We start from the raw sequence: 13,568 nt of genomic DNA, 5'->3' as shown, positions 1-13,568 counted from the left end.
TTAGATTCATTACCATCTATTGTCAGATATTTACTTTTGCAACAAAAGAAGATACTGTTTTCGTATCAGTACTATCTACAGCTACGTAAATACCTAAAATATTATTTTGAAATACTGTATTGGCACTTGTAACACTTGAGTCTGGAAAATCGATATCTATCCATTTTGCTTCTCCAAATGATCCGTCAGCATTTCTGCTAACAGAAACAAATGATGCTCCGTTTTTTTCTCCATTTGCGGTAAGCCAATCCGACGGCATATTGTAACCGCCATTTTTAGCAATAGTAATGCCTTCAAAATGAGTTATTTTAGACAAAACTGTTTCGTTTTTATAGCTAAATGATTTCAGATTACTGGTTTGTTTCGTTTTAGAATTATAATCAACCAAAAAGGCCTGACTTATTTTTCCGAACTTTGGGCTTGTATATCCTCCTGCCATAGTATAACTATCTTCACCATTATGCCAGATACCATACAAAGTAGTCGTTAAAGAATCAGGTACTTTAAAGTCTGCGTATTGTTTATTGACTATATCATAGAGAAATGCGTACCCGTTTTTATCATTATTAACATCATAATTTCCAACAGCGATACCACCCATTACACTATGAACAAATACGTTATTTGTATTCCCGCCATTCGGTGACACCTGAACCCACGTTCCTGAACCATCAACATGACCTTCATAAAAGAATCCCAGATTTCCACTGGGAAATTTACCGGTGGAGGCTGATATTTTATAAGATCCAACTAACTGTATCGTACCATGAGGTCCGTTATTAGGACCGTAGCAAGAAGTATTTATAACGGTAGCTTCCGGTGAACTCGGAAAATTAACATTATACCACTTTCCTTCGTTTCCGCTTCCTTCAATTGGTCCCTCATAAATTAATCCCTGAACAAGATTATCCGGACCTACCAAACTGCCTGCGATATACACATTTTGAGATTCCGAAACTCCTCTGATTCCTTGTATAGTTGTTTGCCCGGCAGGGTTATTAAAATCTGAATAACTTACTGTATTTACCTCTGATTTTATATTTAGTGCCATAATTTTCTTTTTGATTGCGATTTGAATGTTTGTCTTTAGATTTTAAAGGTGTTTTTAGCCGAATGTAGTTTTAGGATAAACATCTTCCGGCATATTAACCCAGAGCTTTTCTATCTCAAGCTGGTGCAATTGCTTTTCTAAATCGTTTCTGATTTCGCTATATGCCGGATCATAGGCAAGGTTGGTAATTTCCAACGGATCATTGACTAAATCATACAGTTCATATTGTTTGAAATAAGCTGTTGAAGCATCAAAGTAATAATCGAATTTCCACTTTTCTGTTCTGATACAACGAATACGATTAGCTGCTTTTATAATTGTCCAACTGCTATTGGAGCCTGCCTTAATATCATCATAAGTAAATAAGATACTATGCTGAACAGGAGTATTGTTCTCCATTACAGGAAGTAAACTTGTGCCGGCAAGTCCTGCAGGTGGATTTGATACATTTGCAATATCAATAAAGGTGGGCATAATATCTACCAATGTGGCCAATGCCATTGATTGTTTTATTTGGTGATCCTTAAATAAAATTGGATTTGAAATGACAAGAGGTACTCTTAATGCTTCTTCATAAGCAACAAAAGTTTTCTGACGCAATCCTCCGTGAGCCAGCCCCATTTCCCCGTGGTCAGATGTTAAAGTAACAATTGCAGCATCTGACAGTTTATTGCCATGCTCATCTTCTTTGTATAATTCTTTAATCAGATATCCAATTTCTTGATCAACATGACTTAATAAGTAACCATAAAAATTAATATAGTTTAATTTATCCTCTTCACTGGCTATTTCGCCAAGACTTAAGGCCATATTAATTAAAATTTGCTCCTGTGCCATTGGCTTTTTATTTTCAAGTAAATTTTCATCTACGGTAGCAGGAAGTCCAATTTCTCTCCCCGACCAGCTATCGGGATGATATCCTGAAGTCGCTGCCGATTTCGGGTACGCTAATACGTCATGAGGGTTAACCAGTGAAAGAATAAGACAATACGGTTTATGATTCCCAGCGGCTCTTTGAGCTTTTACTTCCTTCAGATACTGTATGGCTTCTGCTGTATATTTTGAATCGTGATTGGCATATCCGCCACCAAAATTAAGCGGATTAACATCCTCGCCAGCATCCGGAGCAACCCATCCCATTGCTCCATATAATGAAATATCTGCAGCAGTTAAATCTTCGTAATTTGTTTTAGTTCCATTAGGCGCTACCCCTTTACTCATGTGCCATTTGCCCCTGTATTGTACATCATACCCATCTGCCCAAAGTACATTCATAATATTGGGAAGAGAATTACTTAGCGTTGGTTCTTGCGGAGATAAAAGACCTCCTTCTGTTAGCGTTTGGCTTACACCATGTTTGGCAGGATATATCCCTGTAAATAAGGTTGCCCGACTTGGGGAACACATACAGGTATTGCAAAAAGCTCTGTCAAAACTAAATCCATTCTGTTTTAGAAACGTTAGCGTTGGGAGATTTTTCTCTTCCCATCCAGGCGGAAAATGTTGTGTGGCACGTTGCTCATCAGTAATAATAAGAATCAGGTCGGGCTTTTGGCCAATTTTGTTAAGTTTTTCTTTTAAGTTCATTGTTTGTTAAATTATTATTGGAAAGATGTAGGGTTCTGTTAATTACTCTAAAACCCTCAGCAACCATAGGTTTTAAAGGGGGGGCATTTGCAAGGCCGCAGAAAAAAATGAAATAGAAATTCAGGATAAGATTTTACATTTTTTCGTTTGGTTTACTAAAAATATACATATAAAAAATACATTAAAATACTTAATTTTAAGTATTTTAATGTATTTATAAAATTACTTTTATGTAGTTATTGAATTCCAATTAGAAGATCTGGTGATCTTTGCATCTTGCAACAGCGATTACAGCGAAACTCTTTGATCACTAATTATTTTTAACCAATATTAAAATTTTAGTTAATTCAATTATTCCTTGTCACCAACTAGTGATAAGTTTTTTTTATTTAAATTTGCTCTTGTTGCTATACCTGAATTTTTGCAGGTATAGTTTCAAAATCACGAGTATCAGCGGTTCTGATGTCGCTAATGTTCTGGCGTATAGAACTAAATAATCAATATTAGAAATGCTAACGTATTAAGCAGATCTTCCCTTAAAAATGTATGCTGATGTTATGAAAACGTATGTGAGGGTAAGACAGGGAGAGAGCTTGAGGATTACCGGTTTAAGTCTGTTTGCCAGGATGGTATTCAGCAACCCACAACGGCACAGAGAATGAAAATAAAGTCGATGGCTGCCTCGCGGCGGCAGTAACTAAAATGGCATATTACTTGAGCAGCAATTTATATCTACTAGGAGGTATAAACCCGTTTTAAAAACAGTTAAACTTTTGAAAAAAAATCTGCGCTTAACAGAAAAAATTTTCCTCATCGCATATGCTTCCATTTGGTTGTTAGTGTATCTTTTGTCAAGGTTTTTTCTGGAAATATATACAGACGACTTACCCTCATCAATATGGAAATGGTTGTTTGTATTCATCTTACCTATTAGCCTTTACGCAACGGTAAGAAAAGTTTTTTCGAAAGAGTACAAATGGTATTCAGCAATCGGGCATTTTGTGATGTACACTCTTTTAGGTTTGTTTACAGGTAATTACATTGTTGTTAATGGTGATATTCTGATCAACTCAGCGATCAAAACCCCAAGTCTTAAAAGGGCGGAGGTGATAGAGGTTCGTAAGGTATTTTACAAAAGCAGTTTCAACTCTACTTCGGTAACACTAAAAATTGCTGAAAAAGTTGATACCTTTCAGGGTAGGCCATTTGTTTACTTTTACCTCAAAAATAGAAAAGCTGTATCAATAAGGTGTGGAAGATCATTTCTAGGCAACGAATATGCCTATACCGTTGGTATAGAAAGTTGCGAAAAGCTTGGTGCGAGGTGGATGCATTTCAAAGATCAAATCTATCGTGTACGGATTGTACTCGCAATAATGCTGTTGGTGATAGTAGCTGGATTTTTAGCATCAATAAAACTGCAGAACAATACGAAAACTAAAACAGTAAAGATTGGTTTTTGGAAACTGATGGGAATTGTAATGGGAATTCTCTTAGCAATTTCTTTGCTTTTTTATGTCGGTCTATTTGTATATGTGAAATTCTTTTCTGGTAAACATTTTTAAATATTTCCTGCGAGGATTGATCAAGATTGATAAGTTGATCTTATTCCCCGAAAAAATCACTTATAAAATTATGGTATTCTTCCCCCATCGGCAACTCGAAATCTGTATAAAGAAACTTTTTATCTGAAAATACATATTCACTGGTTTTGGGGTTAAATCCCTGTTTTTTTGTGGATCGCCAATAAAGTCCAATCCCTCTTTTTTGCCAGGCTGGTAAATCGTTGAAATTGATGCCATATTGAAAAAGTAATTCGTTTTTGGCCGAAATACTTAATCCCTCAATTTTGTTTGAAGCTTGACTTCTGGTATGGTTATCCTGCCTCAGTCGCCAATAACAATGGGCGTTTAATGTATTTCTATGAGCATCTTCGCTGCGCCATCTGAAATAGTCCTCAACTAATTTTTTGTTTGGCAATTCTGAAATACGGCAGTCAAATGCGCCAACGCTTCCCAAAAGAGAGGAGAATTTAGCACTGGCTTCGCCAGCCAAAACAGAAATATATTTCCTTGTCTTTCGCCCAAAAACATTTTCATTGGGGTGAAACAGCAGGGATATTTCATCGCTTTGCGTGTAACCGTAAATGATATTAAAACCGCAATTCATCAAATGTTTTACGGTCTCGATCATCATATTCCGGAATTTTTCATCAAACGGAGCTTCAAACTGGTGCACTTCCTTGGTAAGTCTGGTAAAGCCGCGGCCATCAATTCTGGCAACCATGTACATCGCAGGTAAAATACATCGATCATTAGCAGTTTCATAAACCCTCATCTTTGCATCTAAATCATTAAACTTCATCTGACCATGGTTTTATAATAAATATATCATTCTCAGCACTCACATAATAAAGTTCATCAAAGCCCTCACTAATTGATGGTAAATTTAACCTTTTAAAAGTTCCTCTTATACCAATCTCAGGGATTTTCTCTTTACCAACGCGCCGATTATTACGGTCGACAGCGTTATTTAATTTGGATTGAAAATAATAGCCGATTACTTTGAATTTGTTTGCTTTGGCAATGCTGATGTACTTTGCTCTCTCTTCGATAGAGGGGTTCGTATTATCTATCACGAAAGGCTGAGAAGTAAGGATGCAGGTTTCAATAAATCTGAGTTCTTTATTCCTCGTGTTTAATAAGTCCAAGGAAATATGTACATGCGTTTTAAAAAACTGCTTTTTAAAAAAAGTGGTTTTTCCAGTCGCCTGGATGCCACAAAATATAATTGCTTCCATTTTCCTAAAGATTCGGACTCGTATATATACAAAAAAAGGAAGAATTAATTTAATTCTTCCTTTTTTTGATGCGGAGAGCGAGGGATTCGAACCCCCGGACCTGTTACAGTCAACAGTTTTCAAGACTGCCGCATTCGACCACTCTGCCAGCTCTCCGCTGCAAAAGTACAAACTCAGCTTAACTCTGCAAACTCGGAAAGCTTTTTTTTTATATAAACTTGATAATTACTTAACACAGAGGGAGAAAAAATTATTTCTTTTGTATATTTTCTTCAATCGGCTCCGATTTTTTGAACAAATTAAAGGTAGGGCGGATAATTTTCACACTCCGTTTACTTACATCAACACTGGCATTCAGTTCGAAACCAATCAATAAAATGAGCGAATTGAGGTAAAGCCAGATCATCACTACGATTAACGTGCCGATAGAGCCATATACCTTGTTATAGGAAGCAAAATGGTTAATGTAAAAGGAAAATCCCCAGATGGTAAGAAAGGCCAGGATGGTTGCCAGCCATGAACCCGCACTAAATAGGCGCCATTTTTTGGTATGTGAGGGTCCGTATCGGTATAAAATGGAGATGGTAATGAAATAAAGGATGGCCAATAAAGCCCAACGGGTAAATTTGATGGTATAACTCAAAAAACTGTCTTTCAGGTGCAGTTCATCATTGATTTTGTTGAGCAGGATTTCACCTAAGGCCATCGCACTGATGCAAATGATGATGGAGAAACAGATAATCAAGGTAAGTATAAGCGCGATTAAACGTTGTTTGATCCAGCTTCTGGTTTCGATGATTAAGGATGATTTATTAAAAGCCTTCATCAGGTTTTTAACCCCATTGGTAGCAAAAAACAGCGCCGATAAAAAACCAAAAGATAATAAACCCCGGTTTTGATTTTTAATGATGTCTTTCAATGTCGCTTCAAAGGCGTCAAATGCATTGTGCGGCAATACCAGCTGGATTAAATTTAAAAGCTGATCCTGGAAACCTTTAATGGGAATAAAAGGAATTAAGGTGAACAAGAAGATAATCCCCGGGAAAATGGCCAGCATAAAACTGTATGCCAAAGATGATGACTTGTTTACCAATGCATCTTTTCCGATTTCACGAAAGAAAAATGTAGCTACAGTATATAACGGAAGGGGGCTAAAACCAGGCAAAATACATCCTTTGGTCCATTCAATAAATCTAGAATAGAGCTTAAGGTGTAATAGTTGCCGGTGTAACCATTCCATTATTTTGATTAATTAAAAAACACCGATAATTTCTCCATAAAATTTTCGGGTGGATTTGTCGGTTTATTTTTCCTCATGTCAACAAATACCAGCGTGGTTGAACCAATGTTAATCAGTTCTTCTTTTTCATTATACAGTTCGTACTCAAAAAAGATCCTGACACCTGGCAAGGTTTTGATGATGGTTTTTACAGTAATTTCCTGATCGTAAAGGGCAGGTTTAATGTATTTGCACTTTAGTTCCAACACAGGCATCATAATGCCGGCAGCTTCCATTGAGCTATAGCTCATGCCTAAACTGCGCAACATTTCTACCCGGCCTACTTCGTAGTACTGGGCATAATTGCCATAATACATATAACCCATCTGGTCGGTTTCGCCATAACGAACCCTGATTTTTGTACTGTGACTGAACATTATTTAAATATATTTCTTTTGTTTAAGGCCTCGCGGTATTTCTTTGCATTAACCTCATGTTCTGCTTTGGTTTCGGCAAAGTTATGGTAACCCGAGAAATCTTCCTTGGCACACATGTAAATGTAATTGTTGTTATCGCGGTTCAGTACAGCATCAATGGCGTTTATACTCGGCATCATAATCGGTCCTGGAGGTAAACCCGCATATTTATATGTGTTATAAAGCGATTGTACCTGCAATAATTTTCCGGTTACTCTTTTCACTGTAAAATCGTTATTGGCAAAAATCACCGTCGGATCTGCCTGAAGCAATATGCCTTTATTTAAACGGTTTAAATACAAACCTGCTATAATCGGCATTTCCTTATCGTAAAGTGCCTCTGCATCAACGATTGAAGCCAACGTGTACACCTGCGCAGGTGTAAGGTTTAAACTTGCAGCTTTTTGTTTGCGGTCTGCTGTCCAGAATTTTTCGTATTCCTTGTGCATGCGCTCAAAAAAATCGACCGGCGAAACATTCCAGTACATTTCATAAGTGTTCGGAATGAACATGGCATACACATTATCCTGGTTAAAGCCATACTTGCTGATCAGCGCTGCAGAATCCAGTACTTTGATAAAACTTAGCGAATCAGCTTCCAGATTGTTGGCCAGATAGGCAGCAAAGTTTTCTTTTTTACGGATGTTTTGGAATTTCAATTTAACAGGATCCTGGTTTCCAGCTTTGATCATGTTAATTAAAGTCCGGTTGGTCATCCCTTTTTTCAGTCGGTAACGGCCTGGTTTAACGCTTGCAGCTAAATTCATTTTCCGCGCGGCAGCTGTAAAAGAAGAAACGCTATTTAAGAGATCTTTCTTTTTGATTTCCGAAACCAGATCATCATAATTGCTTCCGGTTTTGATGTATAAATATTTTTGGTTTTCGGTAACGTTAGGGGCAAAGTAAAGCCTGTAAATATTCAATGTAAAGTAACCGGCAATTAAGACAACTATAAGCGCAATCACGATCGCTGTTTTTTTGCCTGTACTCATATTTTTTTTTTCTACTTCAGTCATCTGTAATTAAGATACGTGTTTATGGTTGTTTGTTAGATAGCGTAATATTAATTCTGGTGCCTATAGGCACTTTGGTTACCGAATCGAGCAGCATCGGGTCTTGTTTAACAATAATAGCTGCAGCACTATCGGTAATCGGCCCATCGTAAAGGATATTGCCTAAACTTAGGTTCGATCCCCTCAGGCTAAATTTAGCTTCATCAATGGTTAGGCCCATCAGTTGTGGAATATCTACTTCTTCGTTTCCACGTCCATCACCCAATACCAGGTTAATCCTTGAGCCAACAGGCACTATTTGTCCCGCTGTGATTGGTTGGCCGCCAAAAGAAGCTTCCAATACCACATCACGGCTTACATCTGGTTTATAGGTAGTATCGCCAAGTTTTAATCTCGAACTCTCTATAATCGCCTGTGCTTCTCTTAGTGTTTTAAACGCAATATCAGGGAATTTTGTATTCGGTGTTTTGCCCGCGTTAATGGTTAAATAAATGGTTCGGTTATCTTTAACGAAAGTATTGGGGTCAGGATCCTGATCAATCACTATTCCAGGAGGCTGGTCCATGATAAAAACAGAATCTACTTCATATTTTAGCCCGGCATCTTCCAGTTTCTTCACAGCCTGTTCAAAAGACAAACCTTTTACCATCGGTACATTAAGGCCCTGGCCGTGTTTGGTATAATATCTTAAACTAAAAAAAGCAATCAATAAAAGAACTATAACGGTTACTATAGCGGCTAAAATGTTGTTTCTAAACGATTTGGTTTTTAAATACTCTATAAATTTAGACATGAATCTTAATTTGGGTTATGCGTACAAGCTCAAATGTAACTATTTTAAATGATGGATGGGATGATCGAATCTATTTCTTCACTCAATCATTCAATCACACACGCTTTCAATAATTCTCATCCAGGCATACTAAAGCACAAAGATATTTATATTTTTGAGGATATATTTATATTCAATTTCTATTTATAAAAGGATTTTTAACATGAAGAAAACGATAGCATTGTTAACAGGCGGTACCACAGGCGAATGGGTTGTTTCAGTAAAAAGCGCTGCCACCATTGCTCAGCATATCGATCCAAATTTATACGATGTGTATAAGATTATGCTAAACGAGAAAGGCTGGTTTTATGAGCCTGCCGATTCTGTTAAAATTGAAATTGATAAAAATGATTTCTCCTTAACGCTGGACGGAAGAAAAATTAAATTTGACGGCGTTTTTATTGCCATACATGGTTCTCCTGGTGAGGATGGAAAATTACAGGGCTATTTTGATATGCTGGGCATTCCGTATACCACCTGTGATGCATTAACTTCGTCCATTACCATGAATAAAGGTTATACCAAAGCTATTGTAAATGGCATTGAAAACCTGTTCACTGCAAAATCTGTTCAGATATTTAAAGGTGGAAACCATGATTTAGTTCAGATTAAGCGGGATTTACGCTTGCCTTATTTCGTTAAACCCAATAGCGGGGGCAGCAGCATTGGAATGAGTAAGGTAAAACATGCTGATGATCTGGAAGAAGCTATTGAAAAAGCCTTTAAAGAGGATAACCAAATTTTAATTGAGGAATTTGTGAGCGGCAGGGAATTCTCGGTCGGCATTTTTGGTTCAGAAGGCAAAGTGATTGTTTTACCTGCAACGGAAGTGATTCCGCAGAATGAGTTTTTCGATTTTGAAGCCAAATATACCCCAGGTGCAACGGAAGAAATTACACCAGGCAGAATGAATGCTGAAGAGTTGAGCCGTGTGCAGCAGGTGGTAAAAGATGTGTATCGTAGGTTGAACTGTAGGGGCGTGGTACGCATTGATTACTTTCTAGAAGAAGGATCCGGTAAATTTTATTTTATCGAAATCAATACCATTCCTGGACAAACAGCCACCAGTTTTATTCCACAGCAGGTAGCTGCAATGGGCATTACCCTGAAAGAGTTTTATACCCGTTTAATAAAAGAAACGCTGGGATAGTTTTCTTTAGCTTTGTCATGCCGGATGCAATGAAGAATCTTTAAATAGTACCGTTGTGTTTATGTATATGTGGTTTTTTACGACGTATTCCTAAATCGGTATTTTAAAATGATATAGATACATACTATTTCGCCAAAGCCCGCGAACCAATGAACATTCAAAAACTGATTGATAAAGGTCTAAAACTCAAAAATTATCCCAAAGATTCGGTGATTTACGAACCCGGCATGCAGCCCCGCTTTGTGTATTTTATTAAATCGGGTGAGGTGCGCATGGTTACGGTGAGTGATGAAGGAAAGGAATTTATTCAGGGCGTTTTCAAAGCCGGGCAATATTTTGGTGAACCAGCCATGTTAATTTATCGGCCTTACTTAGCTTTTACCATTGCCAATAAAGACTCACAGCTTATTGCGGTAAATAAGGAAGATTTTTTCGAATTAATTAAAAACGAGTCTGATTTTAGCATGGAGCTGATCCGTACGCTAAGTAAGCGGTTATTTTATAAATCGATGATGCTGGAAGAGCTGGCGAGCGAAAAGGCTGATCATCGCCTGTTAACCATCATCAATTACCTCCTCAATGACATGAACGTAGGCGAAAGTTTAAAAGTAACACGACAGGAATTAGCTGACATGACTGGTTTACGGGTAGAAACGGTGATCAGGGGAACGAAACTATTGGCCGAAAAGGGCCTGATCAAAACGGTAAAAGGAAAAATTGTTAAAGTTTAGCAACATTTGGCTTGCTCTACCTTCCTGATCAATAGGTATATAGTCAATAAAATGAACAATAATCCGTTGAAACATTAGGCTAATGCCTAAAACATGACTTAGATCATAAATTACTGAATAATCTAAGGCTTATCTTTGTACTATCAAATCAGGAGATTATGGCTGAGTTATCGAAATTCCAGGCTTTTTTGCAATGTAAGTGTCCGAGATGCCGCAAAGGAGATATTTTTACAGGAAATGCTTATTCGTTCACGTTGCAAAAAACAAATGTTCACTGTCCGCATTGTAATCTGAAATTTGAGCGCGAACCAGGATTTTTCTATGTAGCCATGTTTGTGAGTTATGCCATGAATGTTGCTGAAATTATTACTATCGGCGTGGCATCGTATATCTTAGGATTGGATTTGGTGTATGATAACCTATGGTACTATGTTGGGCTGATATTATCAGGTGTGTTATTGTTGTCGCCAATTAACTACCGCTATTCGAGGGTGATTTTGCTTCACTACCTTACACCTGGGTTACACTATGTTCCTGGAAGTGGTGATTAAAGCGGGATCGTTTCGAATTTCCATGCAATAACATTTCCCGTTATAGTATGATGAACGATGAAGCGATGTCTGATGTAGAGATCACTATGATTGAGATATTCTATTTGCCAGGTATGTTTTCTTTTAAATTAAACGCGTTGTTAATAACGTCAACTAACGCTTTCACTTTGTTTTCTGAAGTGAGTTCATAGCGATATTCGTCTTCAATACTGCCCATTTTGGTTTCTGCGTTTCTGAATTCCATTTTACTGGAAACAAATGCCTTGGCAGAGGCGTGGAATTGTGTGGCTCCGGTTTGGTCAATAAGGGTTTTGATATTGTTTTCATTGATTCCCGCACCAGGCATAATGGTAATCTGCCCGTTTGCCCTTTTTACCAACTGCGCTATTTTTTCCGCGCCCAGTATTGCTGAAGAAGCACCTCCGGAGGTAAGCACCCTTTTTATCTGGAGTGAGATCAGATCCTCCAGCGCCTGGTCCATATCGTTACTCATATCAAATGCCCGGTGGAAAGCTACCCCCATAGGTTCGGCTAACTGAATGAGTTCAGCGCAACGTTCTTTATCGATTGTACCATCTGAATTAAGTATTCCGATAACCACACCATCACAATTTAATGATTTACAGATTTTTATATCTGCTTTCATGATTTCGAATTCCATTTGTGAATACAAAAAATCTCCTCCGCGGGGACGGATAATCGGCCAGATTTCGATAGATAGATTTTTCTTGGCTAGTGCCAGCTGACCATAACTTGGGGTAGTGCCACCTTCTGCCAGGTTATCACAAAATTCAACTCTTTTTGCACCACCATTTTGGGCAGCCAATGCCGATCGGTAAGAATTGGCACATACCTCTAAGCAAGGAATTACTTCTTTATTCATTGTATTTGGATTCTGGAAACGGTTCTTTTCTTATCGTCACCCGGAAGTTTATTTCATGGTCTATTTAAAAGTAAGGATACTGCAAATCGAGTCTCCATTAAAAATTAAAATCAGATAAATATTTGAACTCAGCTTAATAATAACTTTTGCCTTTGATTAAAAGATCCTGTTTTTCCGCATTGCAGACCGCATAACTAAAACCTTGTTGGATGGCATAAGCGCCATATTCGCCTTTTTTATTGATGGCTAGAAACCCAACCTGAATATTTTTGGCTGTTTCGGGCTTCTTTTTGATAATGCGCATCACCGCCTCCTTACAGGCTGCTTCCGGAGTATAACCCTGACGCATCAGCTCTACCACCAGGAAGGAACCTACATTCCGTACCACTTCTTCGCCCACACCGGTTGAGGTTGCACCGCCAACCTCATTGTCTACATAAAGGCCAGCGCCAATAATCGGACTATCGCCAATCCTACCATGTAATTTATAAGCCATGCCACTGGTGGTACAGGCACCAGAAATATTACCTTTCGCATCAATAGCCAACATCCCAATGGTATCGTGGTTATATTGGTTACCTGGTAATTTTTGCGGAGCGGCTTTCTCGTAAAGTTTATTTTCAATATTCATTACCGGGGCATACTTCGCTGTTTTTAGCCATTCTTTCCATGCTTTCTCGCTGGCCGGGGTAAGCAGGTTTTCTTTTTTAAAACCTTGCTCCAATGCAAATTGCAAAGCACCATCGCCGGCTAACATCACATGTGGTGTTTTTTCCATCACTTTACGCGCTACCGATATGGGGTGTTTAATGTGTTCCAATGCTAAAACAGCCCCACAATTTCCCAATTCATCCATAATGCAGGCATCCAGCGTAACGTGTCCGTCGCGGTCGGGCAAACCGCCATAACCTACCGATTGATTTTTCTCATCGGCTTCCGGCACCCAAACGCCCTGTTCTACAGCATCTAAAGCCCGACCACCAGACGATAAAACTTTCCAGGCATCAGCATTTGCTGCAATACCAAAATCCCAGGTAGAAATTACGATCGGAATATTTCCTGCTTTTGATGATTTTTTTGGAAAAGCCTGGACAATACTACTTTGATCTATAGCCATCAGTCCGGCTGATAGGGCAGATGCCTTTATAAATTTACGGCGGTTAAACATTGGTGTAGTTTGGTTAACGGTTTAATTGAAATATTGGTTGGGGTTGTTTGAAAATTACGAAAACAAGATTAATCGTTTTACTATGGTGTAAAGATAGTGGTTCGATC

General features: G+C 38.2%; 14 protein-coding genes and 1 tRNA gene. 4 read left to right on the top strand and 11 right to left on the bottom strand.

Annotation, left to right across the window (positions count from 1 at the left end; translation table 11 throughout):
* Nucleotides 1-22 precede the first annotated feature (22 nt).
* Together DV942_RS01355 and DV942_RS01350 are read right to left on the bottom strand one after the other, a co-directional pair.
* The gene (locus DV942_RS01355; protein WP_145854630.1) at nt 23-1,051 is read right to left on the bottom strand and encodes a hypothetical protein; all 1,029 of its coding nucleotides are present in this window, start codon (nt 1,049-1,051) and stop codon (nt 23-25) included.
* Nucleotides 1,052-1,105: 54 nt separating this feature from the next.
* Nucleotides 1,106-2,638 carry a sulfatase-like hydrolase/transferase gene (locus tag DV942_RS01350; protein ID WP_145854627.1) on the bottom strand — a complete coding sequence of 511 codons (1,533 nt, stop codon included), beginning with the start codon at nt 2,636-2,638 and terminating at the stop codon, nt 1,106-1,108.
* A gap of 773 nt (nt 2,639-3,411) precedes the next feature.
* Between DV942_RS01350 and DV942_RS01345 the strand changes: the two genes are divergently transcribed.
* Nucleotides 3,412-4,203: a hypothetical protein gene (locus tag DV942_RS01345; RefSeq protein ID WP_145854625.1), complete on the top strand. Its 792-nt coding sequence runs from the start codon at nt 3,412-3,414 to the stop codon at nt 4,201-4,203.
* Nucleotides 4,204-4,243: 40 nt separating this feature from the next.
* Here the strand turns inward: DV942_RS01345 and DV942_RS01340 are convergent, their stop codons facing one another.
* The 7 genes from DV942_RS01340 to DV942_RS01310 all read right to left on the bottom strand — a co-directional run bounded on the left by DV942_RS01340 (nt 4,244) and on the right by DV942_RS01310 (nt 8,939).
* Nucleotides 4,244-5,002, bottom strand: coding sequence for a tRNA(His) guanylyltransferase Thg1 family protein (locus DV942_RS01340; protein WP_145854623.1), 759 nt, complete (start codon nt 5,000-5,002; stop codon nt 4,244-4,246).
* A complete protein-coding gene (locus tag DV942_RS01335) occupies nt 4,992-5,438 on the bottom strand; it encodes a bifunctional polynucleotide phosphatase/kinase family protein (protein ID WP_145854621.1) in 447 nt (148 codons plus the stop codon). Before DV942_RS01335 ends, DV942_RS01340 begins: the two co-directional genes overlap by 11 nt.
* Before the next feature lie 71 nt (nt 5,439-5,509).
* Nucleotides 5,510-5,594: transfer RNA gene (locus DV942_RS01330), tRNA-Ser, on the bottom strand.
* A gap of 94 nt (nt 5,595-5,688) precedes the next feature.
* Complete coding sequence (locus DV942_RS01325; RefSeq protein ID WP_145854620.1) at nt 5,689-6,678, bottom strand: YihY/virulence factor BrkB family protein; 990 nt, start codon at nt 6,676-6,678, stop codon at nt 5,689-5,691.
* Nucleotides 6,679-6,686: 8 nt separating this feature from the next.
* Nucleotides 6,687-7,094 (bottom strand): acyl-CoA thioesterase, encoded by a 408-nt coding sequence (locus DV942_RS01320; RefSeq protein WP_145854618.1) that lies wholly within the window; start codon nt 7,092-7,094, stop codon nt 6,687-6,689.
* Nucleotides 7,094-8,149 carry an endolytic transglycosylase MltG gene (mltG, locus tag DV942_RS01315; RefSeq protein WP_145854616.1) on the bottom strand — a complete coding sequence of 352 codons (1,056 nt, stop codon included), beginning with the start codon at nt 8,147-8,149 and terminating at the stop codon, nt 7,094-7,096. The genes DV942_RS01320 and mltG overlap by 1 nt, the downstream gene beginning before the upstream one ends.
* Before the next feature lie 19 nt (nt 8,150-8,168).
* Nucleotides 8,169-8,939: a PASTA domain-containing protein gene (locus DV942_RS01310; protein WP_090979442.1), complete on the bottom strand. Its 771-nt coding sequence runs from the start codon at nt 8,937-8,939 to the stop codon at nt 8,169-8,171.
* A gap of 202 nt (nt 8,940-9,141) precedes the next feature.
* Between DV942_RS01310 and DV942_RS01305 the strand changes: the two genes are divergently transcribed.
* The 3 genes from DV942_RS01305 (at nt 9,142) to DV942_RS01295 (ending at nt 11,410) form a co-directional block, all read left to right on the top strand.
* Entirely contained in the window at nt 9,142-10,128 is a 987-nt protein-coding gene (locus DV942_RS01305) for a D-alanine--D-alanine ligase (RefSeq protein ID WP_145854614.1), read from the top strand.
* A gap of 149 nt (nt 10,129-10,277) precedes the next feature.
* Nucleotides 10,278-10,859: a Crp/Fnr family transcriptional regulator gene (locus DV942_RS01300; RefSeq protein WP_145854611.1), complete on the top strand. Its 582-nt coding sequence runs from the start codon at nt 10,278-10,280 to the stop codon at nt 10,857-10,859.
* A 158-nt stretch (nt 10,860-11,017) separates the two neighbouring features.
* Nucleotides 11,018-11,410 (top strand): DUF983 domain-containing protein, encoded by a 393-nt coding sequence (locus DV942_RS01295; RefSeq protein ID WP_090979436.1) that lies wholly within the window; start codon nt 11,018-11,020, stop codon nt 11,408-11,410.
* A gap of 100 nt (nt 11,411-11,510) precedes the next feature.
* Here the strand turns inward: DV942_RS01295 and DV942_RS01290 are convergent, their stop codons facing one another.
* Both DV942_RS01290 and DV942_RS01285 read right to left on the bottom strand, forming a co-directional pair.
* A complete protein-coding gene (locus tag DV942_RS01290; protein ID WP_145854609.1) occupies nt 11,511-12,293 on the bottom strand; it encodes a copper homeostasis protein CutC in 783 nt (260 codons plus the stop codon).
* 133 nt (nt 12,294-12,426) lie between these two features.
* Nucleotides 12,427-13,461, bottom strand: a complete 1,035-nt coding sequence (locus tag DV942_RS01285; RefSeq protein WP_145854607.1) for a N(4)-(beta-N-acetylglucosaminyl)-L-asparaginase — start codon at nt 13,459-13,461, stop codon at nt 12,427-12,429.
* Nucleotides 13,462-13,568: the final 107 nt, after the last annotated feature.

This window comes from Pedobacter suwonensis (genome assembly GCF_007833675.1).
GTDB lineage: Bacteria > Bacteroidota > Bacteroidia > Sphingobacteriales > Sphingobacteriaceae > Pedobacter > Pedobacter suwonensis.
This window is presented reverse-complemented; position numbering and strand designations above follow the sequence as displayed.

What these genes read in the sequence shown, in the direction of transcription:
- DV942_RS01310 (WP_090979442.1), bottom strand. Translation starts at nt 8,939, where the DNA reads ATGTCTAAATTTATAGAGTATTTAAAAACCAAATCGTTTAGAAACAAC.
- DV942_RS01285 (WP_145854607.1), bottom strand. Translation starts at nt 13,461, where the DNA reads ATGTTTAACCGCCGTAAATTTATAAAGGCATCTGCCCTATCAGCCGGA.
- DV942_RS01305 (WP_145854614.1), top strand. Translation starts at nt 9,142, where the DNA reads ATGAAGAAAACGATAGCATTGTTAACAGGCGGTACCACAGGCGAATGG.
- DV942_RS01335 (WP_145854621.1), bottom strand. Translation starts at nt 5,438, where the DNA reads ATGGAAGCAATTATATTTTGTGGCATCCAGGCGACTGGAAAAACCACT.
- DV942_RS01350 (WP_145854627.1), bottom strand. Translation starts at nt 2,638, where the DNA reads ATGAACTTAAAAGAAAAACTTAACAAAATTGGCCAAAAGCCCGACCTG.
- DV942_RS01290 (WP_145854609.1), bottom strand. Translation starts at nt 12,293, where the DNA reads ATGAATAAAGAAGTAATTCCTTGCTTAGAGGTATGTGCCAATTCTTAC.
- DV942_RS01355 (WP_145854630.1), bottom strand. Translation starts at nt 1,051, where the DNA reads ATGGCACTAAATATAAAATCAGAGGTAAATACAGTAAGTTATTCAGAT.
- DV942_RS01340 (WP_145854623.1), bottom strand. Translation starts at nt 5,002, where the DNA reads ATGAAGTTTAATGATTTAGATGCAAAGATGAGGGTTTATGAAACTGCT.
- DV942_RS01295 (WP_090979436.1), top strand. Translation starts at nt 11,018, where the DNA reads ATGGCTGAGTTATCGAAATTCCAGGCTTTTTTGCAATGTAAGTGTCCG.
- DV942_RS01300 (WP_145854611.1), top strand. Translation starts at nt 10,278, where the DNA reads ATGAACATTCAAAAACTGATTGATAAAGGTCTAAAACTCAAAAATTAT.
- DV942_RS01320 (WP_145854618.1), bottom strand. Translation starts at nt 7,094, where the DNA reads ATGTTCAGTCACAGTACAAAAATCAGGGTTCGTTATGGCGAAACCGAC.
- DV942_RS01325 (WP_145854620.1), bottom strand. Translation starts at nt 6,678, where the DNA reads ATGGAATGGTTACACCGGCAACTATTACACCTTAAGCTCTATTCTAGA.
- mltG (WP_145854616.1), bottom strand. Translation starts at nt 8,149, where the DNA reads ATGACTGAAGTAGAAAAAAAAAATATGAGTACAGGCAAAAAAACAGCG.